Origin of the sequence: Streptomyces griseocarneus, assembly GCF_014655595.1 — a bacterium.
GTDB classification, from domain to species: Bacteria; Actinomycetota; Actinomycetes; order Streptomycetales; family Streptomycetaceae; genus Streptomyces; species Streptomyces griseocarneus.
Genome location: NZ_BNBL01000017.1, coordinates 78331 through 98182, shown reverse-complemented (window position 1 = coordinate 98182; position 19852 = coordinate 78331). Strand labels below are relative to the sequence as shown.

Here is a 19852-nt window from a genome sequence, read left to right as displayed (position 1 = left end):
CGCCTGCAGCGTCGCCCACATACGCAACCGCACCCTCCAGGCCCGACCGCCGGCATCACACGTCACGCCTAGCGCGTGATCACTCCCGCAACCAAGTGAAGGTGAGTCGCTTGCCGAGATTTTCCGTGACGTCCAGGGTGCGTGCCGTAACCCATGCCCCGAGCCCCAGGAAGCCGCTCTTCCAGAAGTCAAGTTGGAGCGTGCCGCCGAGTTCGTCCAACGTCCGGTTGATGGTGCTGATGCGGAATTTCGAGTTGACGCCTAGCTCACCTACGGAGACCCAGGTGCCGCCGATATGGGTCTTCACAGGCATGGTCTTCCAGTACGAGCACTCGTCACCGAGCACGAGGCGGAGCGTAAGCTGATCCCTTGGCCCCAACGTCTCGACGCTCAGCCTCACTCGATTGCTGGTGTCGTCGATGATGTTGCCGTCAACGAGCCCAGCGGCGCCAGCCCGCACAAATTGCAGTCCAGGCCATTCACCTATCTCCTTGATGCCTTCTGTGCCATCCGTTCGCGCATGGTCAGACATGCGATCTCCGATTCGACGGTCTCACGCTTCGCTCACGTGTCCGTTTTTTGGATTGATGAACCTCTTCGCCAGATTGAAGTTAGACGATGCCGACCGGCTCGGCAATACGAAAAGATGTTCACCAGCAGGAAACAGTTGTGGCTGGTGAGCGACTTCCGGAAAGCCCTTAAAAAGCGTAACGATTTGAGCCAGGTAACATATCAAGTGGTTGTAGAGGTTTCTCTATCAGCAAGTTACCTACGAGGCATGCCGTTTGCGGCCTTCAGAGGCGCAACAGATATGTGCCGACGTTCCAGCGCCTGTTGATGAATCCTGACGGCTGCGTAACAGTAATCCGATAGGCGGGGATGGGCGAGTTGTGCATGCGAGGCAAAGGTGCTGGCAGCGGCAAGGACAACGATAAGCGCTTCACGCGCGTACAGGGGGCGCGGAACTGACTCGGCGGTCGGCAAGCACAGATAGCTGTGACGGATACCGGAGGCGTTAGATCAACGGATCCAACCACTAAGGCGAGGGTATAGCCGCGGCCGGAGATGCGAACTCCATGCCGAGCCCCCCGAATCACTCACACTGCGTTCAACAACCCGGAAGAACTATCACTTCTGATCAAATAGGACGTGGCCTCCTTGAACAGGAGGGCTTCGGCGACTCGAGCCGGTTGTGGTACTCAATCCTGTGTAGTAAGCGGAAGTTCCTGGTCCACCCGTAGGGCGAGGTGGTCCAGAAACGTGGCATGGAGAAAGCGGTAACTGTTCCCGACACGGTTCAGCAGGGCGCGCTCATCCCCGAAGGCGAGGAAGTAGCGCAAGCTGCGTACACCGATGAACAACGCCAACGCCCAACGTATGAGTGCCGGGACTATGACAGCGCGAAGCTCTAGCCATCCGCTGTACAGCAGCCACGTGCCAGGCAGGATCCACAAGGCATGCCACGGACTGAATAGGGACACCAGGGGAGGTGCCGCCAAGGTAGGTAACATCAGTAGCGTCCGGATGAAACCCCAGCGGATCACTATTGCGCGCTCGTCACGGCCGCGGGAACCGATTGGCCACGGCTGAGTATCGTATTTGAGTCGCATTCCGGACCAGGCCCCTCCAGCCAGGGCGGCACCGATCGCGACGCCCCATGCAAGTGGGTTCCCATTGGACCAGAGCAGGCAACTGGCGGAGCCGATAACTAGGCCGAATGCGGTGAATGCGGTAGCGCGAGCGCACGTCCATGCTCTGTCGTGGATGAACAGCGGCCGCTGCTTAATGGCCCGGTCGATCAATGGAGCTACTTTTATTCCATACATCGACACGGTGATGAAAGGGATAGGAAGGCTGATGAACTGCATGGCAGTGGGCAGGGGGTCATTCGGCATGAACTCGTCCGTACACAGTCGTTTAAGGATGACCGCGAATCGCGTGAGTGCTCGCCAGGATTTGTCCGCCCCGTAACCCGGCGAACTCTGACCACGTAGGCCCCGGTCCCGTGTCAGCATCCGGACTGTGTACACGTCGAAGATGCGGGCCCGTCGATCACGTTCGTTGCCAAGAGTGAGGGCGGGATCTGTGGAGCTGTCCCGGTAGGCGAGGACAGCCACCGAAAGCATGAGGGGTGAAGTCAGCAGGTGCGTGAGGATGCGATCAGATACCGCTGCCTCGTACAGGTTCTCCATACCTGAGGTCTCTCTCAGCGCACGGTGCACTTGCTCAGGGTTCAACGGTTCAATGACTACGGCGCCGCCTAGGCCGAGACGCTGGCGAAGGTCGGCGTAGTCGGCGCTGCGGCAGGAGACAACGACGCCGATCAGCGGGTATCCGGATCCAGTTGCTGTAGTAAAGGAGTTGATGGCCTTAACGCACTGGCCTCTTTTTGGTGAGGGGACCTCGTCCAAGCCATCCAGGATCAGGGTGATGTCACCGTGCTCCAGGAACTGACGTGCGACGGCGCGGTCGATGCGATATAGGCTCTCGAGTTCTCGAAGTACCCATGCTTCTAGGGAGGTACCAGGCCAACGGGATAGCAAAAGCGGTACGGGAACCGGCGTGCCGGGATCGGAGGCTGCTGTGAGTAGATCCCGAGTGAGTTCTAGCATTTGCGTTGTTTTGCCAGCGCCTGGCGCGCCGAGCACGAGAAGCCGCTGATCGTATTCCTCTCGGTACAGCTGGACCAGCGGTGTGCCAAGTGGGAAGCGCCGGTTTCCCTCCGCTGAGCGCAGCCTGATAGGGGTCCAGGGATCGGTCACGGAGTCAGGTCGGTCGGAAAGATCGAGTTCTACGCGTACGGTGTACTCCAGTGACCGGTCGAGAACGGGCAACCATTGACGGCCGATTTCAGCGATCAGTCGAGCGCGCGTGGTGGCCACTCGTCGCTCTGTCGGTGTATCAAGGAATCGCTGTGGCCGCAGGCGAAGGGCGGCGAAGAGCGCTGCGGCCACAAGTAGGGACCCCGCTCCGGCGAACAGCGGCCAGCCCGTACCACCGACGGCCTCCTTGTACAGGTCGGGCAGGAGCCCGGAGGCCGTCTCAGTGATGAGCCATGTACACGCCCCCAGTGCGAGCGTCCCCCAAGCTCCTTGCCGCCACCAGCCGTTACCACCCACTCCGCCCCCGAAGCTCGCCGGTGGGGGCATTTTAGGGCTCTCCACAGCGCTGAGGTGCTTGCCCGTCGGAATTGGTAGTCGGTGGCCCTCACCTGCATCCTGGTCGGCCTGCCTCGATTGCCGGCGGATGCGTATGGGGCTGTCGAGGCGCCGCGGTCGCTCACGGAGTGCACGGGTCCAAGAACGCGGCTACCGCGGAAGCCGCATCGTCGTCCGCCGGCACCTCGCCGCCCTCCGGGAAGGCACCGCTGAGCCGATCCGGGCGGACTGCTCCAGCCCCCACAAGATCACCTCATGGTTCATGCGGCCCCGCGAAACCCTGACCGAAAGCCAGGAAGAACGACTTCTTCAAGTCCGGCTCGCCTGCCCGGACATCGCCCGGACTTGCGACCTCGCCCGAACCTTCACCGACCTCGTCCGCCACCAGCGCGGGTACCTTCTGCTGAAGTGGATCCGCCAGGCCGAACAGGACGCCCCGAAACCCATGAGCGGCTTCGCCGGCTTCCTCCGCCGCGACCTCAACGCCGTCACCGCCGGGCTCACCCTGCCCTGGAGCTCAGGTGTCGTCGAAGGCCACGTGAACCGGGTGAAAGCGCTCAAGAGAGCAATGTATGGCCGGGCCTCCTTCGAGCTCCTCCGAACCCGGATCCTCACCTGACCATGGCCTTCACGGAACCGGTCACTATCAAGCAAGCTGTGAGCTATGGACGGAACTGCTGGTGGGACGGTTCTCGCCTTGATCGGTGTCCTTCTCGGAACGGTTGGCACGCTCGTTGGCCAGCACCTGGCGAGGCGTGTCGAGGCACAGCGTGACCAGCAGCATCGCGCTGCGGCCAAGTACGCAGAGCGCAAGGAAGCCATCCTCGGATTCCTGGCTGCCGCTCAGCGGGTTGAGTTAGTCCTGGACCGCAGGAACCGCGGCCTGCCCACAGTTGATGGCCCCGAAGACGAAAAGCTGCACGCACTGTGGTTGGCGAAAAAGCCGGTCGAGCTGACCTGCTCACACGAGGCAGCACAAGCAGCACATGACTACGCCAAAGCACTGCACGAGCAGATGCGCGGTGCTGTCGCAAACGGGCGCACCGCGAAGCGTGAACGCCTCCATTCCTTCATGGAGATAGCGCGAGGCGAGCTCGGCAGCGACCACCCTCCACTCCAACGATGATCCACCGCGACGCCTTGCTTGACTCACGGAATCGCGGTCAGAACCAGATTCACCGAGCCCCATCAACAGCAACTTCTGCGGGTGCGATTTGGTGGACCAGCAGGGCCTGGATGAAGGCGAGCATCGGTTTTCCACGGAGCCGCCGTCCCCCCGGGATGGCGCCGCTCGTCGAGTGACCTTGACGAGCGGCCCTTCCGACAGGTCAGGACGAGAGGCACGCGGAGAGCAGGAGTTCCGACTGGGGCGAGAGCGTAACGACGCGAACCTGGTCGCCGTCACGGTAGGTCAGGCTCCCCGGAACGTCGTCGACCGCCGGGTGATAGTCCCCGCGCGACAACACGGAGAGCACCCTGCTGGACAGACCCTCGCGAAGCGCAAGTGAGGGCCCGAGGGGCACAGCAAGGTCGAGCTCATCGTCCGCGAGCGCGGCGTTCACCAGCTCGCGGGCCTGCTCCACCGTCATGACCTCCGGCTGTTCCGTCATGACGCCAGTATGGGGGCGGCTCGACCCGTCGGACAGCGGTATCTAGCAAGGCCAAGCTACCCTCCGTACCCATGACGGATCCGTTCCTCACAGCCCTCGAGCACGCCACTCGAACCGTCGTCGCGCGCGCCCGCGGCGAAGCCCCGGCTGCGGCCCCCACCACGGCTATGCCGACCAGCGACATGATCAGCCACACCTACTGCTGTGACCCGGACCGAGCGCTGTGCGGACTCGACCTGAGCGGTATGCCGCCGGCCGGGGAAGGCGATCAGGGGTGCGTCGTCTGCGTGGACCTCGACGAGTGCAAGGCAGCCTGCCCACTGTGCGCCACGGACCAGAGCGCGGCCTGAACCCGCCCGTGGCCCGGCACACGCCTGGAGAACGCAGAAGGGCCGCCGGGAGACGAGGTCCGTCGCGTGCTCACCGCGAGAGCGTGACGGAGCCGGAGCGTGGTTCAGCGCCATGCTCAGCGCGCCGACGGCCCGCCTCGTAGCCGCGATCCCACGCGTCCTTCAGCTCTTGGCGAGGGGCGGCGGCGAGCCATGGGACCAGAACCTCCGCGAGGTACCGGTAAGACTCAGCCCGGTCGGAACGCTCCAGCTCCTCAACGCTGGCGCCCTGCTCCAGGGTGCGGCTGATGTAGTCGGCAAGGGCTTCCACCCGTTGATCGACGCTGCCCTGTTCCTCGGGCGGTGGCACCGACAACAGGACCTGCGAGAGGGCTGGGTGCCGATCGGAGGGGCCGACCCCATCGAGGTGGCAGTGCAGCTCGAGGTTGATCCAGCCCTCCAGCGGCAGCAGCTCCCCCATGAAGCGGGTCCGCCCTGACTGCGGCCCGATCTCCCCGCTCAGGCGGCGCACGACGTCTCGGCGAGGATCATCTCTGCCTTGGCCTGGCAGGCTCGGCAGGCGCCCTTGTTGTCGCCGCATATCGCAGCTGCGAGGGCGTCCGTGGGGCCCGTGCGAGCGATGTTCAGCAGGGCCGGAGCCTGGCTCTCACATGACGGGCATGATCGGATCTTGCCCTCCCGGCGGCCGCACGCGATCAGCGCTACCTCCCCCAGCAGCTTCGCGGACGGCTCGGTGGTGGCGCTCACGTGCGGCCTCCCTTCGGCGATTCGGGCTTGAAGTGGGCGATCGGCTTCAAATCGGCTGCTCCGGTCTGCTGGTAGACACGCGTCTCCTGGCAGGACGAACAGCGGTAGGCGACGAACCAGCGTAGCGGGTCGTCCTTCGCCAACGGGTTGCCCTGACGGCCGCCCGCCATCACGCACGGCCCGGGGTCCCCGCACCAGTCGCATGCATGAGACAGCTTCGGTGCTTCGCCCCACTCGGACCACCGGATCGGCCGCCCGCCGTGCTCGGCCGGCAGGCTTCGCTCGGCGTACGCAGGGAGATCCGGCATTGTCATCAGGCGACGTGCTCTCCGACCCGAGTCCGGTTCCGGCACGACCGGGACCGTGCTGGCAGGCACCAGCCGGGCCAGTTCCGGCTCAGGTTCTCCTCGCAGTACTCGCAGGCACGGCGTGCACAGCCGTCCCTCGTCGACCGGTCCGGTCCAGGGCCGTACGCCCGGCGCGGACTCGGCGTCCGGGCGGCACTCCACGGGCACGGTGAACATCGCGGCGGGGGGGCACCTGGGCGCCCTCGACGGCCACGTGCAGCGCCATTCGGCCTGCCGCCCGCACGATGGCGCGTCCGGTCCACAGTGGGGAGGGGTTTTCCACGGCCAGCGCGGTCATGTTTCGTCCTCCTTCCACAGCGGCGGCGCCATGACGAACACGTGTCGCCGCTGGCACCTCGCCCCGGCGATGAGCGCGCGATGCTCCATGCGCCAGAATCGCGACACCCGGCCGTCGCCGCAGGCCGGGCACGGTACCTCGCTACGGACCTTCACGGAGGTGTTGGGCAGCGGGGGAGGGAAGATCGGAAACCCGGCGGCGAGCGCCATCGCTTCGGCCGCCGTGGGCTGGAGGCGTATGTACACCGGTTTCCAGTGCACGGCTGAGGTGTCCAAACCGTCGACAAAGGTAGTGCTCATGGGAGGGGCATCTCCTATGTCGAGGGCTACTTCGGGCTTGGTACGGGGGCGTCAGGGCGGACAACCAGCCGAGTCAACGGCCGGTCCTCACGCACGGCGTTCCAGGCGGACACCAGGTAGGACAGGTGGCGCTCCCACGCGATCCGGCCTTCCTTGGCGCGTTCGGACGTGACCCGGGAACGAAGCGCGAGTATCGGATGCCCACTGGACAGTTCGACACCGTCACCCAAACGCTGGAAGAACCAGGTGCACTCATCAGGGTCGATGGCGTTAAAGAGGAAATGGGCAGTGCCCAATGCCGACTGGGGAATGTGCGGGAACGCCGCGCGAGTGCGCATGGCGATTTCGGCGGAGCGCCGGATCTCGGGGTGCTTCTCTAGGAGGTCCCGGGACTCCGTGGTGGTGGGGCTGATACGGCGGGTGAACTTACGGTCGCCCTGCTGCCACGTCCAGACCTTGCGGAGAATGGCAGCGACCGTGATGGCATTGGTTTCGTCCGTAAGAGACAGGGCGTCTGCCGTGGTGCGCCGCAGACCGGAGTCCATCGTCGTCTGCGCCTCTGGGGGCAGTCCTCCGACGATGAAGGTGGTGACCGACTCGTCCGCCTTAACGATGGCGTGCAGGCGGTGCTGGCCGTCGAGGACATTGCCCTGCACATCGAGCTTGATGGCTCCCCGTTGAGCGGCCACGTGCCCGCCTGGATGTCGCGCACGTAGTCCTCGACCACCGCAGTCCGCAGGTTGCGGTTCTTGGTGTTGCGGCGAAGAAGCCGGGCGGCCAGTTGAGGGGGCAGGACGATGATGTGGGCGCTCGGGCCGCCGGAATTCGACAGCAAGCGGTCCAGCTCCCGAAGCGTCTGAGGGGCGGGGTAGCTGGGAGCCTTGACGGCAGTGGCAGCGCTCATCGGAGGGGCATCTCCTGTATAGGAATTTGGACGGCACGGGGACTCCCAAGCAGAGCCCCGCGTCTACTAGGTACGCGCTGGTCGCGAATTTGTTACACCCCTCGCATCACCCCGGGTCAGGTACTTACCGACTTCAGCACCAGGACCAGCTCAGCCTCCGAGTGCTCAGGCCACCGGGGCCCCTCCACCGATGGCCCGGGCCCTCGGGAGCGCTTCCCGCGGCGCCGGAGACTAGCCCTCCTATCTCATCGTGCGTTCGACGACGGCTGCGCGCAGCCGCTCGGCGCAGGCCGACAGGTGGCGGATCAGGTCTCTCTCCCAGAACCGGAGCACCGTCCACCCGGCCGCGGTGAGCTTGCGGTCTTGGCGACCGTCGTTGGCCATGTTCCCGAGGACCCGCGGGTCTTTGCGATCCTCCGGGTGGAGGCCGTGCCAGTAGTCGCCGTCGGCCTGCAGCACCAGGTGCAGCGCGGGGATCGCGGCGTCCACGGTCCACCGGTCCAGCAGGCGCAGTTGTCGCTCCCATCCGATGTCCGGCGCGAGCTCGGCCATCAGCTCGTCGATGAGTCCGTACAGGATGCGCTCGGGCCGGGTCGGGGCCCTATTGGTGAGCATCTCGTGGCGGGCGCGGGCAAGAATCGCCGACCGCCTCGGATCGGTGCCCATCATCTTCGACCAGCAGGAACGCGAGCACGCGCGGCGGCTGTCCTTGAGGGACGCCGGGACGCTGAACTCGACACCGCACTGGGGACACGTCTTGGGGACCTGGTTCAGCTTGCCTTGGTCTCGACAGGGGTTCGAACAGTACAAGCCCGCTCCTTTGTCGGAGACTGACTGCTTCACCGAGAATTCGGACCCGCAAACCTGGCAGGCGCGGGTGACGCGTCGCGAGGTACAGGGCTGCGAGCAGAAGCTGCCCCAGCCCTGAGCGATGACGCTCAGGACTGCCCGGAACCTCTTCCCGCACCCTTGGCAGGTGCGCTCTTCCGTGCCGTCGGACCGGTGCATGCACGCCTTGCTGCAGTACCAGCCTCTTCCCTTCTCGACGCGGGACGGCTTGATCTCGAACTCGGTGCGGCACTCGATGCACGTGCGGGTCACGCGGGTGCGCTGGGCGAGCCCGGAGCAGGTCTTCGAGCAGAACTGCCCACGCAAGGTGCCGGCGGGGTTGTTGGTGTTCTTGGGGTAGAACTCGGTCCCGCACTGCCCGCACGTACGCGCCTGGCGGGCGGTCGCGGCATGGTGGCAGGGCCGCGAGCAGTACGAACGGCCGGCCTTGTGCTCCTTGCCGGTCACGCGGAAGGCGTTGCCGCAGTGCAGGCAGTTGTGGGTCGTCCACGCGGTCTGTTCGGCCTGCTCACTGCGAAAGCAGACGCGGGAGCAGTACTTCCTGTTGGCGAGGGAGGGCGGCATAGTGAAGTTCTGGCCGCAGCGGGCGCAGGTGAGCGTCACGGGCATGCGCGGAGTGTGGCAGCGGTCACTGACAATCAGACCACCGTCGAACGTGCGAACGGGGTCCGGTCTCCGCCGACTGCGACCGGATCATTCGCCCTTCACCGTCACGTCTTCTGTGTCGGCACCTTCACCCGGGTTGTCGGCCGCCGTGTCGTACTGGGAGGCTCGCAGGCTGTACAGATTCCGGTAGTGGCCGTCCGTGTCAGGCAGGGGCTCCTGGCGGGTGCCAGCCTCCAGCAGCCGGCCCTCGTGGAGGGCATAGGTTTCGTCCGCAGAGGTGGTCGCGGCGAGCCGGGGCGTGAACTTCTGGGCGATCTACACCATCACGGGGTGAGCGGGCTTCCCGACGTGTCAGTCCCGAAAGCCGGCCGACTGGGTTTCGACGCTCGTGCTGCCGCGCTTCGCCAGGACGGTGGCGGCCAGGGGCGCCCGGCAGTGGTTGCCCTTGGGGGCCGTCAGTAATCGCCGCGGGCTCATGGCGCCACCTTTTCGACCTCGATCGCCAGCACGCCGAGGGCCTCCTTCTCCGGCGTGAAGATCTCGCGGATTGCTTTGAGCTGCTCCTCGCGGGTGGCCTTCGGGTTGATGGCCTCAACCGCCTCGTGATCAAACATCTCATCGAAGGACCTATACCGGCCAACGCGCTTGACTTGGGTGAGGGTCTCGTCCCCCCGGCAGGTGAACCTGATCCTGTCGCCTTCCTTGATCTTCTGCATCGACGTGTACGCGACGCGAACCTCGATCGTCTTCGTACCGTCGGCGATCAGGTCGTAGTACTGCCTATAGATCGCCATGTCGCGGACATGAGAGGTCTTGCCGATCTGTGGAGGGCGCGAGGCCATGAGTCGTCCTAACTCTTGCTCACTGATCGAGGGAAGTGCCCCGCAGCAGGAGACAGATCACCTCGCCGGCCACCGTGACGGGCGGCACCTTCTGTTGTCCGCTCACCTCGTGCTCAGTGCGGGTTCCCAGCCGAACCGGGACCGTACGGTGCCTGCGGCGATGCTGGCCAGCGCCGCTGCGTGGTAGGGGACGGTGTTGTTCGGGATCTCGTCGAAGCCGAACCAGCCAATGCCGCCGCACTTCGCGGGCTCGGCGTTGTACGGCTCGCCTTCCCAGGAGCGGGCGCGGTAGAAGACCCCGAGTCGGGGTTCCTCGCCAGGCGCGCGGTGGTCGATGAAGTGCGCGAACTCCAGCTGGCCGTCCGGGACACGGACGCCGATCTCTTCCATGCCCTCGCGGGCGGTCCCGTCGTCCGTGGGTTCCTGTGCTTCGAGGTGGCCGCTGGGGACTTGCCAGAGGCCGGAGGCGTAGCCGCCCTTGCGCAGGCTGAGGAGGACCTTGTCGTCGCGGATGAGGAGCAGGTGGACGTCGCAGATACGGCGATGGCGCTGTGCGGTCACGGTGGCAGGCGGTCTCTCGTGGGGCGGAATGAGGCCACCGATTATGGCCCTGCGGTACGGCCGCAGGGGCCTATTTGGGTCAATTGGTGCCGGACGGTTAGCAGGGCTCGGTCCGCAGGAACGCTTCGGCCTGATCAAGTTGCTGGCGGACCAGCCGCATCACGCCGCGCGGCAGCCTGGTGAACAGAGCGAACCGCACGGCCCGGGTGCGTTTGTCCCATTCCCACGTTCCGGTGATCCGGCCGGCAACGGTGATGGCGGCGCGGACCTCACCGATCGGGTTGAAGGCCCGGGTCGTGTGGTCCGGGTCGTGGTAGCGGGTGCGGGTGGTGAAGTAGCCCTTGAAGGTGGGGTCCTCGAAGGCGAGGAGTTTCACGTGATCGGCGGGTAGCGGTTCGGCCGTCCGGACCTGATCGAGGTCCTCGTGGTGGATGAGAAGGTCCTCGGGCAGCCCCTCGACGCGCACCCAGGCGACTTCGGAGCGGAGGGCAACGAGGGCCGGGGTGATCTCGGCGCGGGTGAGTCCGGACCACCACAGCAGGTCGCCTTCGGCGGCGGGACCGTAGGCTCGCAGATAGCGGCGGACCAGGGCGACGGCCGCCGCGCGGGGGTCGCGCCCGTCCAGGCAGAGACTGGGGTGCGCGTGATCGATAACCGCGAAGTGACGCTGCTCGCGGTGGAGGGAGGAGGCGAGGTTGAGGCAGGCGATACGCCCGGATTCCCAGGCCCACTTGATGCCCAGCCGGACGGCCTCCGTGCTGGCCGTATGGCGCTCCTTGGCCAGGCGAGCTTGCAGGTCCCGGTAGGACAGGGGTCCGACCTTCAGCGCGGTGACGGCGTGGTCAGCCCAGCGCTCGAGGTCGCGGTCATCGAGGCCGTGGCGGCGGCCGGTGGCACTGGTCGCGCCGAGCCGCAGCCGCAAGGTGGCAGCGTGGGCGTCGGCGGCCTGGTCGAGCGGCCAGAGGTGGAGCGTGCGGCGCATGCACCGGATCTTCACCAGAGCGCCCGTCGGCGCGAGCGAGTCCCGCAGCTGCGGGGCGGCGAAGCCTGGAAGCCGGGTGTGGGCGGTGACGTAGGGGGTGAGGAGCCGGGCTGCGTGCAGCCCGGCCTGCACAGCCGCGAGGCTGCTGATGCTCTGTGGTCCGGCCGCGACGCCCCAGCCGTGCCGTGTGGCCACTGCCGCCCGTTCGACGGCCGCCGGCAACGTCGCGGTCAGACTCATCGTGTGCTCCTCACGCTCGGGGCGGCTGGAGGCCAGCGGGACAACAGCGGCACCCGAGCGTAGTGGTAGCGGTCAGGCGGCGGGAGCCGACGGGGTCAACTGGTGCCGGTCGGGCCATAGCTCCTCGACCAGAGCTGAAAGCGCCTCATACCCGGCCTGGACCTCGTCGAACTGCTCCTCGGTTCCCCACCAGTGCTTGTCGTTGTGGTGGATGTGGTACTGGCCCCAGTCCCCGCTCCAGCCCGCCTGGTGGCTCGTTCCGTGCAGGTCGAACTCTTCGGGGTGGTCGTAGACGTAGGTGCCCGGCAGGGGCACGAAGCGGAACAGCGAGGCGCGCTCGACATCCGGTCCGAGCTCGGCCAGCAGTTCCATGGTCTCCTCGGTGGTCTGCCGGTCCTCGCCCGGGAAGCCGTGGATGAGGAACAGCTTCACGTTGATCCCGGCCGCGCGGGTCCACCGCACCGCGCGGCGGATGTGATCGGCGGTGATGTTTTTCTTCATAGCCTTGAGGACCTTCGGGCTGCCGGATTCCATGCCGTACTTCACCTCCAGACAGCCGGCCCTGGCCATGTCTACGAGCAAGGCTTCGTCCACGGTGTCCACCCGGGAGAGCGCCGACCACTTCAGCGACAGATCGCTGATGCTGGTACAGATATCGCGCACCTTGTTCTTGTTGACGATGAAGTTGTCGTCCACGATCGCGAAGCCCTCGATGCCGTACCGCTCGATCATGCCCACGAGCTCACGGCGGGCGCTGGCGCCGGATCGGTACTGGATGCGGGTCTGGGCCGCCGCGCAGAACCGGCATGGGAACGGGCATCCCCTGCTGAACATGACGTGCGCCATGGACAGGTCCGTGTTCGACAGCCGGTCGGCCATCACCAGGTCCTCAGCGGGCAGCAGGTGTCGGGCCGGCAAGGGCAGCGTGTCGATGCTCTTGAGGAGCGGCCGGGACGGAGTACGCACGGTCTGGCCGCCGTGCCGGTAGCAGACGCCGCCGACGTCGCCGAAGCGGCGGGTACGGGCCTGGGCGATGAGCTGGAGGAAGGTCTCCTCGCCCTCGCCGACGCCTACGACATCAGGCTCGATGTCGAGCAGCGTCTGCTCGGGGTAGAAGTTTGGGTGGACCCCACCGGCTAAGACCAGAGGGTCGCCGTCGTATTGGCTGTCGCGGCGGCAGTCCCTGATGATGCCGTACGTGGCTGAGGAGGGGATGGTGAAGGCCACGACGTCCAGTCCGCTGAAGTCGCGTACGTGGTCGCCGTTGCTGACCTTGATCACCTTCACCTCGTGGCCAGCCTGTTCGGCGACGGCCGCGAGGTAGAGCACTCCGAAGGGCGGGAACTCCTTCCTGTTCTCCTTGAACCGTGCCAGGTCGAGCACTTCCGGATACACGAGAGCAACGCGCATCGAGCATCTCCTTCCGTGTTCGGCGGACTCGCGCGAGCCCGCGGCAGGACGCAGAACACCTGGTCGGCGCAGGTGATCGTGGCCACCTGCGCTGCCTGGGTGTCACGGCGTGCTGTGCACCACGTACTCAGTGCGGGCCGTCGTCCGGGCGCGCTGCACGGCGTCGAGGAGCTTCACGCGGTACGAGTCGGCCTCGGTCGCCCACGCCCGGGATGGTGCGCCCCGTCTAGAGCAGGTGCACTCGCATGGTGACTACTCCAGCGCTTGGAGGTCCTCAAGGTAGGCGCAGGTCCCATTGGCCACAGCCTGGATCACGGCCATGAAGAGTGCCTCATTCGTCGGGTCCATGAGCTTCACTCCGTCGTCGGGGGTGAACCAGTCCCAGCCCAGCAGTTCCCCGTCCGGCACCCGGATGCCGGCGTGCTGGTCGGGGTCCGTGTGGAGGGCGAAGACGAACAGCTCGTATGGGTCGGCGATGTACTTGTTGCCCCAGTGGCGGTCCGCGGTGAGGTGCTGGACGGCCAGCAGCCGACCGGGCCGGCCGTCGAGCCCGGTCTCTTCGCGGGCTTCGCGTACCGCGCACTGCCGGGGTGTCTCGCCCGGCTCAGCTTTGCCGCCGGGGATCACCCAACGTCCGGTCTTGGCGTGGTGGACGAGCAGGACGCGCCCGTCGTCGTGCTGGATGAGCACGCCGGCGCCCATGAGGAAGTGGTCACCAGAGGGCATCGGACCGCATCTCCAGGTACGCCGTCGCACCGGATTGCTGCGCGCGGTGGACGGCCGCGAGACGTTCCCACCATCGCGTGTCCATCGCCTTCGCCCATTCGTCCACCGACCGGACCGCGAACTCGTCGTGCTCGTCCGGATCAAGAACGATGCGGTCCAGCTCGTCTGCCGTGAGCTGCCCACCGTCGAATGCCAGCCCGAGCTTCGCCACCGGCCAGTGCCCCACGGACTGCCAGAACACCGCGAGGACCTTCGGCTGGCCGGTGAAGATGATGCCGGTCTCCTCCCTGCACTCCCGCACGGCGGTCTCGAACGGGGCCTCGTTCTCGTTGTCGGTGTTGCCGCCCGGCCACTGCCAGACCTGCGTGTGCTGCTTGACGCACGAGCGCAGCTGCAACACCCGGCCCTCGGTGTCGGTGAAGAACATGCAGCTGAAGGCCGCGTGCATCGGCAACCTCTTCACGTATTCCTCGGGCGGAACCCACTGGTTCGCCATGATCATTCCCTCCCTAGTTGACGACTGCGTGAAGCAGCTCGGCGGCCTCGGTGACCGTACGGATGGTGTGCTGGGGGCGGGGGCCCGTACGGGGCAGCGAACGGCCATCCGAGACCCACACGGTCGTCAGCCCTGTGATGCGGGCGCCCGCCACGTCGTGCTCGAGGCTGTCCCCGACCATCACCACGCGCGGCCCGGCGACGGCGTCGAGCTGGGTGAGAGCGTGACGGAAGATCCGCGCATCCGGCTTCCACACACCTACCGCTTCGGAGATGACGACCGTGTCCACCAGGTCATACAGCCCGGCCTGGTGGAGCTTGTTCGTCTGGGTGCCCACCATGCCGTTGGTGACTACCCCCAGTCGCCAGCCTGCTTCCCGCAGGCCGACGAGCATCGCGCACACCTGTGGGTCCGGCTCGACCAGCTCAGGCATCCGCCGCCGGTATTGGGCATGCAGTTCTTCCACCGGTGGCCGCACACCGAATGTGGTCTTCGCCAGCTCGAAGAATTCCGCCCGGCGCGACGAGTACTCGGGGTCGGCTTTCAGCAGCCATTCCAGTGGCACGCCGTGTTCGGCGGAGAACTCCGCCGCCCATTTCGCGAAAATCTTCTGGCGCGGGATCAGGGTGTCGTCGAGGTCGAACAAGGCGACCAGTTCACGCATCTGCGGGCTCCTCTTCCCTCGGGGCAGGCACCTTCGCAGTCGCGTACTGGGCTGCTTCGATTTCGAGCAGTTCGCTGTGCGAGGGTGCGGTGGTGTAGGTGAAGGGTTCGCTGACGTCCGTGCTGTGGTGGCTGGCGGCGGCCAGGGCGACGGTCAAGCGTTCGCGTGGTGCCAGGTTCGTGGATGTTGTGGCGTGGAGGGCTCCGAGGGCGAATTCGTTGCCGCAGCCCACGGCCGCGTATCCGTCGGCGGGCTCGGCCACCTGGTAGTCGCCGTAGACGATGAACAGGCGGCCGTAGATGCCGACGAGGAACGTCCCGCCCTGCTCCTGCTCGGATTCCTTACGCGCCCAGCCGGCCTCCTTCAGGCACGTGCGGAGTTTGTTGACGAACTTCGTGGTCATGAAGCGGTCGAGGTCGCCTTTGGGCTTGGGCGCTTTGAAGGCGTGGTGGAGCAGCTGGCCCATGCGGAAACTTCCGCAAAACCCCATGGCGTAGGGACCGTTGCGGAACACCTTGGGGTCCTTACGGATGGTGAGCCTGCTTCCGCCGACACCGGCGGAGTCTCCGCCGAGGTGCACCTGGTCTTCGTGGACCAGGCCGACGATCACGGTCATGGCTTCCCCCTACGCTCGTGCCTCGTGGATGATGTGACGGTGCAGGTGCACCGGGTTCCAGCGCGCTGTCATCGGGTGACCGGCCCGTAGGCCGCGGCCGGCGAGCCTGTGACGAGCGCCCAGTAGCGGTCATGGTGTGACCAGTGCCACCACTCGCTCGGGTAGTTCACGAACCCCGCGCTGGACATGGCGGTCGCGAGAACCTGGCGGCGCGCTCGATACAGGGAGCTGACGTTCGCGGCGCTCATGTAGCAGGCGCCCTCGCTCTCCTCCGGCGTGGCGTTCATTCGCGTCCCCAGGTCCAGCTCCGCCCCGCTGGAGTCGGCGAGGGTGACGTCGACGGCTGCGCCGGCGGGATGCGGGGCGACCTCGGGCGGCGAGACGTAGCGGCTGGCCGCCGAGTGAACCTGCTCGGCCGTCCATCGCGGGTTCTCCGCACGCAGCTGCTCGGCGTACTCGGCGAAGTACTCCTCCTGAAGCCGCGGCGGCCGATAGCCCTCGACCAGCAGCAGCCGCAGCCCATCAGGAAGCGCGGCCTGCGCGGACAGGAGCCGCTCGAGGACGTTCTTACGGACATGCGCGAAGTGCCCGGCCGCGTCCTGCCGGCTTTCGTCGATCAGCAGTCCGCTGCCGCGCGCGTCGACCAGTCGCTCGCCGCACTCGCGCACGGGTATGGCCGCGACCTTCGGGTCGCACATCAGGATGATCTCGGGCATCGGGTCAGTCACACGATCTCCTTACGGGGGTGGGGAACGGGCGCGGTGTTGTACTGGGCGGCCTGGAGTTCGTACAGCTCCCGGTAGTGCCCGCCGGTGATGGCCGTCAGCTCAGCGTGCGAGCCGGACTCGAGGAGGCGTCCCTCGTGGAGGACGTAGATCACGTCCGCGGTGGCGGTGGCGGCGAGCCGGTGGGTGATGAGCAGCACGGTGGTGACGCCGTTGTCGGTGAAGGAGCGCAGCGACTCGAACATGTCGATCTCGGCCTTCGGGTCGAGGGCGGCTGTCGGCTCGTCGACGATCAGCAGGTCGCGTTCGCGGTAGACGGCGCGCGAGACGCCGATGCGCTGCCATTGGCCTCCTGAGAGCCGTACGCCGCGTTCGAAGTCCTTGGCTGCGATGGAGTCCCGCCCGTGGGGCAGTTCTTCGACCACGGTGCGGATGTCGGCCCGTTCGGCTGCGGCTTCGATCTTCTCCTGGTCCAGTGGCCGGGCGGCGTCGCCGATGTGGATGTTGGCCCGGACGGTCATCGGCCAGCAGTCGACGTCCTGCGGGAGCAGGGCGACCCGGTCGAAGACGGCTTCGCGGTTGGCTTCGCGGATGTCGACGCCGTTGTAGGAGACCGTCCCTGTGGTGGGCAGGTAGAGGCCGGCGATGAGGCTGGCGAGGGTGGTCTTGCCCGACCCGTTCTCACCGACCAGGGCCACCACCTTGCCCTTCGGGAGGGTGAGCGACACGCCTTGGAGCGCGTCACGGTCGGCTCCGGGGTAGCGGAACGTGACGTCCTGGAGGATGACATCGACGCCCTCGCCCTCGACGCCGGCGCCGTGATCGGGGATGGCGTGCTGGGCGCCGAGCTGGATGGCGTTGTTCATGTCCGTCAGGTACAGCGACTCCTCGCACATGTGATTGAGCTGGGTGACAATCTGGTGGAGGTAGCCGGTGGCGTTACGGATCGCCAGCACAGCGGTCCCGGCTGCGGCCAGGGGCATCCCGCCGGCGACCAGCAGCCACCACAGCAGCCCGTAGGCGACGATGCGGGCCGTTCCGGACAACGCGGCCGTGACGATCTCTGTCTTCGCTTCGGCGCGTGCCAGGCGGGCCTTCTCCGCTGCTGCGGTGCGGCCCATGTCCTCCTGCGCGTGGATCAGGAGCCGACCGGCGCCGTGGACGCGGAGTTCCGGGGTCGCGCTAGCCCGGGTGATCGGCCAGAGCAGGACGTCGGTTGCCCGGCGGTGGTCGATCCAGGCGTGCTGAGAGGCATAGGCGCGGCGCATGACGACGACCGCACCCCACCAGCGCGGTGCCGCAATGAGCAGAAGTGCGGCGAGCAGCAGGGGGTGCAGTGCAGCCAAGACGACGGCGGCGGCACCCAGGCTCATCAGACCGCTGACGATCCATACCGAGCTGGAGAGCATGCGCCGTACGGAGTCGGTGCCGTACTGGCCGAGGGCGAGCTGGCGGTGGATGTCCTTGTCTTCCATCGCGGACATCTCGACCCGCGTCATCATGCCGTAGTACGCCGTCCGGCACGACAGTTCGATCTTCGGATACAGGCGCCCCTCGATCTGGACGATCAGACACCCCAGGAGCACCGACCCGGCTGAGGAAGCACCGCCGAGGAGGAGTGCGGGCAGAGCCTCGCGCAGCTTGTCCGGGGTGGGCCCGTTGTCGAAAAGATGCACCAATACTTCGTTCGTCGCCAGGAGCAGGAATGCGGACATGGCGCCGGAGGCCAGCTGCGCGGCCACCAGAACCACCAGGGCGCGGGGGTCTTCACGCCACGCAATCCGGCCGATCATCGCGAGCATGCTGGGGAACTGCCGAGCCATGGCCCAAAAGCTCATGCGCAGCAACGGGTCGGAGTACTTCGCCCATGCCTTGTCGTGCCGCAGCGCGCCGGAGAACAGCAGCTTCTCGCTCTCCGACAACGGCGCCCGCTTCTTGTTCGTCACCGGCGCTGTCCCCCTCGGTTCGGAGTGCGTTTGTCCAGTCCCGTCCTCAGCATCGACTCGACCACAGCGACGTCCATCGCCGTCGTCAGCTGCTCGACCGACCACGACACTGGCCCGTAGCCGACCACCGGTTCCAGCATCGGCGGCCGACCCGGCATTCGGGCCGGTTTGTCTCCCTGTCCACCTTCCATGAAGCGTCTCCCCTCCCCTTTGGGTAAAAGCCCCTGGTCAAAGACACCTGGCGCCTAACGAAGGCACTCAGTAGCGGGTCACGATCCGAGCGAGACCGCCCCATAGATCTGCGGACGCCGTCGGCCATTCATTGATGCGACTCCTCCCTCGCACGGATGATCAGCCTGGAGGCCAACTCGTAAACAATGCCTACAAACTGTCGCAAAGGGCCCCCTTGAGGGGCAGGCGCTCCGCTAGCCTTGCCGCCCATCCTTGAAGGACCGGGAAGAAGAGGATCATGTCTGTTCTTATCGCCGGGGGAGCCGGTTACATCGGAAGCACCGTGGCGTCGGCCTGCCTGGATCAGGGGATGGCCCCGGTGATCCTCGACAGTCTTGTCCGAGGCCGCAGGGAGTTCACCGACGGTCGGATCTTCTACGAGGGCGATATCTCCGACGGGGCGCTGGTCGACCGGATCTTCTCCGAGCACCCGGACATCTCCGCGGTGGTGCACTGCGCGGCGTTGATCGTGGTCCCGGAGTCCGTCGAGGACCCAATCGGCTACTACGAGGCGAACGTCGCCAAGAGCCTGCGCTTCGTCGGCCATCTCCGCCGGAACGGCTGTGACCGCCTTATCTTCAGTTCCTCGGCCTCCATCTACCAGGCCGATGACGGCTCCCCGGTGAACGAAGACTCCCCGCTCGCACCGCAGAGCCCCTACGCGCGCACCAAAGCCGTGTGCGAGGGGATGTTCGCGGACATCGCCGCGGCCCGCCAGATGCGTGTGCTGTCGCTGCGCTACTTCAACCCCGTCGGGGCCGACCCCAAGATGAGGACCGGGCTTCAGCTCAAGCGGCCCAGCCACGCCCTGGGCATGATGATCCAGGCGCACCGGGAGGGCACAGCCTTCCCCGTCACCGGGACCAACTACCCGACGCGCGATGGGACGGGGATCCGGGACTACGTGCACGTCTGGGACCTGGCTGCGGCTCATGTGGTGGCGATCGGCCGCTTCGACTCCCTGCTCTCGGAGTCGGAGCCGTCGATGGCAATCAACCTGGGCACGGGCTCGGGTACCACCGTGCGGGAACTGTGCGCAGCCTTCAACCAGGTCGTCGATACGCCGCTCGCCACGGTCGATACGGAGTCGCGGCCCGGTGACGTCGCCGGCGGCTACACCAAGAGTGACCGGGCCCAGAGGCTTCTGGGGTGGACGCCGCAGCTTTCCCTGGAGGAGGGAATCCGGTCGTCCTTGGACTGGATCCCGGTGCGCGACGTGATGCTGAAGGACTGACCGCTTATCCG

The 19852-nt window shown here is 66.4% G+C and carries 23 protein-coding genes; 4 read left to right on the top strand and 19 right to left on the bottom strand.

Going from position 1 to position 19852, the window contains the following annotated elements; genetic code table 11:
• Window positions 1-79: 79 nt before the first annotated feature.
• Together IE295_RS30440 and IE295_RS30435 are read right to left on the bottom strand one after the other, a co-directional pair.
• Window positions 80-532 carry a hypothetical protein gene (locus IE295_RS30440; protein ID WP_190067011.1) on the bottom strand — a complete coding sequence of 151 codons (453 nt, stop codon included), beginning with the start codon at window positions 530-532 and terminating at the stop codon, window positions 80-82.
• 667 nt (window positions 533-1199) lie between these two features.
• Complete coding sequence (locus IE295_RS30435; protein WP_190067010.1) at window positions 1200-2882, bottom strand: NACHT domain-containing protein; 1683 nt, start codon at window positions 2880-2882, stop codon at window positions 1200-1202.
• A gap of 166 nt (window positions 2883-3048) precedes the next feature.
• On the opposite strand from IE295_RS30435, the gene IE295_RS30430 reads away from it, so the two are divergent.
• Together IE295_RS30430 and IE295_RS30425 are read left to right on the top strand one after the other, a co-directional pair.
• On the top strand, window positions 3049-3777 hold the full coding sequence (locus IE295_RS30430) for a transposase (RefSeq protein ID WP_308013166.1): 729 nt from the start codon (window positions 3049-3051) through the stop codon (window positions 3775-3777).
• A gap of 45 nt (window positions 3778-3822) precedes the next feature.
• Window positions 3823-4284 carry a hypothetical protein gene (locus IE295_RS30425; RefSeq protein WP_190067008.1) on the top strand — a complete coding sequence of 154 codons (462 nt, stop codon included), beginning with the start codon at window positions 3823-3825 and terminating at the stop codon, window positions 4282-4284.
• Window positions 4285-4486: 202 nt separating this feature from the next.
• On the opposite strand, the gene IE295_RS30420 is transcribed toward IE295_RS30425, so the two are convergent.
• Complete coding sequence (locus tag IE295_RS30420; protein ID WP_190067007.1) at window positions 4487-4768, bottom strand: hypothetical protein; 282 nt, start codon at window positions 4766-4768, stop codon at window positions 4487-4489.
• A 71-nt stretch (window positions 4769-4839) separates the two neighbouring features.
• On the opposite strand from IE295_RS30420, the gene IE295_RS30415 reads away from it, so the two are divergent.
• Window positions 4840-5118, top strand: coding sequence for a hypothetical protein (locus tag IE295_RS30415; protein ID WP_190067006.1), 279 nt, complete (start codon window positions 4840-4842; stop codon window positions 5116-5118).
• Between the two features lie 70 nt (window positions 5119-5188).
• Here the strand turns inward: IE295_RS30415 and IE295_RS30410 are convergent, their stop codons facing one another.
• The 16 genes from IE295_RS30410 to IE295_RS30340 all read right to left on the bottom strand — a co-directional run bounded on the left by IE295_RS30410 (window position 5189) and on the right by IE295_RS30340 (window position 18376).
• Window positions 5189-5578, bottom strand: coding sequence for a hypothetical protein (locus IE295_RS30410; protein ID WP_190067005.1), 390 nt, complete (start codon window positions 5576-5578; stop codon window positions 5189-5191).
• Window positions 5579-5616: 38 nt separating this feature from the next.
• Entirely contained in the window at window positions 5617-5865 is a 249-nt protein-coding gene (locus tag IE295_RS30405; RefSeq protein WP_190067004.1) for a hypothetical protein, read from the bottom strand.
• Window positions 5866-6506: 641 nt separating this feature from the next.
• Window positions 6507-6809, bottom strand: coding sequence for a hypothetical protein (locus IE295_RS30400; RefSeq protein ID WP_190067003.1), 303 nt, complete (start codon window positions 6807-6809; stop codon window positions 6507-6509).
• A gap of 26 nt (window positions 6810-6835) precedes the next feature.
• Window positions 6836-7498 (bottom strand): hypothetical protein, encoded by a 663-nt coding sequence (locus tag IE295_RS30395; protein WP_190067002.1) that lies wholly within the window; start codon window positions 7496-7498, stop codon window positions 6836-6838.
• Between the two features lie 455 nt (window positions 7499-7953).
• Entirely contained in the window at window positions 7954-9171 is a 1218-nt protein-coding gene (locus tag IE295_RS30390) for an endonuclease domain-containing protein (RefSeq protein ID WP_190067001.1), read from the bottom strand.
• Window positions 9172-9519: 348 nt separating this feature from the next.
• Window positions 9520-9645, bottom strand: coding sequence for a hypothetical protein (locus tag IE295_RS34215; RefSeq protein ID WP_263453991.1), 126 nt, complete (start codon window positions 9643-9645; stop codon window positions 9520-9522).
• Window positions 9642-10010 (bottom strand): ASCH domain-containing protein, encoded by a 369-nt coding sequence (locus IE295_RS30385; protein WP_190067000.1) that lies wholly within the window; start codon window positions 10008-10010, stop codon window positions 9642-9644. The genes IE295_RS34215 and IE295_RS30385 overlap by 4 nt, the downstream gene beginning before the upstream one ends.
• Window positions 10011-10112: 102 nt before the next feature.
• Complete coding sequence (locus IE295_RS30380; protein WP_190066999.1) at window positions 10113-10571, bottom strand: NUDIX domain-containing protein; 459 nt, start codon at window positions 10569-10571, stop codon at window positions 10113-10115.
• A gap of 97 nt (window positions 10572-10668) precedes the next feature.
• Window positions 10669-11793 (bottom strand): DNA glycosylase AlkZ-like family protein, encoded by a 1125-nt coding sequence (locus IE295_RS30375; protein ID WP_190066998.1) that lies wholly within the window; start codon window positions 11791-11793, stop codon window positions 10669-10671.
• Between the two features lie 72 nt (window positions 11794-11865).
• Window positions 11866-13203 (bottom strand): B12-binding domain-containing radical SAM protein, encoded by a 1338-nt coding sequence (locus IE295_RS30370; protein ID WP_190066997.1) that lies wholly within the window; start codon window positions 13201-13203, stop codon window positions 11866-11868.
• 252 nt (window positions 13204-13455) lie between these two features.
• Window positions 13456-13929 carry an NUDIX domain-containing protein gene (locus IE295_RS30365; protein ID WP_190066996.1) on the bottom strand — a complete coding sequence of 158 codons (474 nt, stop codon included), beginning with the start codon at window positions 13927-13929 and terminating at the stop codon, window positions 13456-13458.
• Window positions 13916-14425 (bottom strand): NUDIX domain-containing protein, encoded by a 510-nt coding sequence (locus tag IE295_RS30360; RefSeq protein WP_190066995.1) that lies wholly within the window; start codon window positions 14423-14425, stop codon window positions 13916-13918. Before IE295_RS30360 ends, IE295_RS30365 begins: the two co-directional genes overlap by 14 nt.
• 13 nt (window positions 14426-14438) lie before the next feature.
• Complete coding sequence (locus tag IE295_RS30355; RefSeq protein WP_190066994.1) at window positions 14439-15089, bottom strand: HAD family hydrolase; 651 nt, start codon at window positions 15087-15089, stop codon at window positions 14439-14441.
• Window positions 15082-15705 (bottom strand): hypothetical protein, encoded by a 624-nt coding sequence (locus IE295_RS30350; RefSeq protein WP_224323482.1) that lies wholly within the window; start codon window positions 15703-15705, stop codon window positions 15082-15084. The genes IE295_RS30355 and IE295_RS30350 overlap by 8 nt, the downstream gene beginning before the upstream one ends.
• 68 nt (window positions 15706-15773) lie before the next feature.
• Window positions 15774-16421, bottom strand: coding sequence for a M15 family metallopeptidase (locus IE295_RS30345; RefSeq protein WP_190067049.1), 648 nt, complete (start codon window positions 16419-16421; stop codon window positions 15774-15776).
• A gap of 8 nt (window positions 16422-16429) precedes the next feature.
• Window positions 16430-18376, bottom strand: coding sequence for an ABC transporter ATP-binding protein (locus IE295_RS30340; protein WP_224323481.1), 1947 nt, complete (start codon window positions 18374-18376; stop codon window positions 16430-16432).
• A 469-nt stretch (window positions 18377-18845) separates the two neighbouring features.
• Between IE295_RS30340 and galE the strand changes: the two genes are divergently transcribed.
• On the top strand, window positions 18846-19841 hold the full coding sequence (galE, locus tag IE295_RS30335) for a UDP-glucose 4-epimerase GalE (protein WP_190066993.1): 996 nt from the start codon (window positions 18846-18848) through the stop codon (window positions 19839-19841).
• The last annotated feature ends 11 nt before the right edge of the window (window positions 19842-19852 follow it).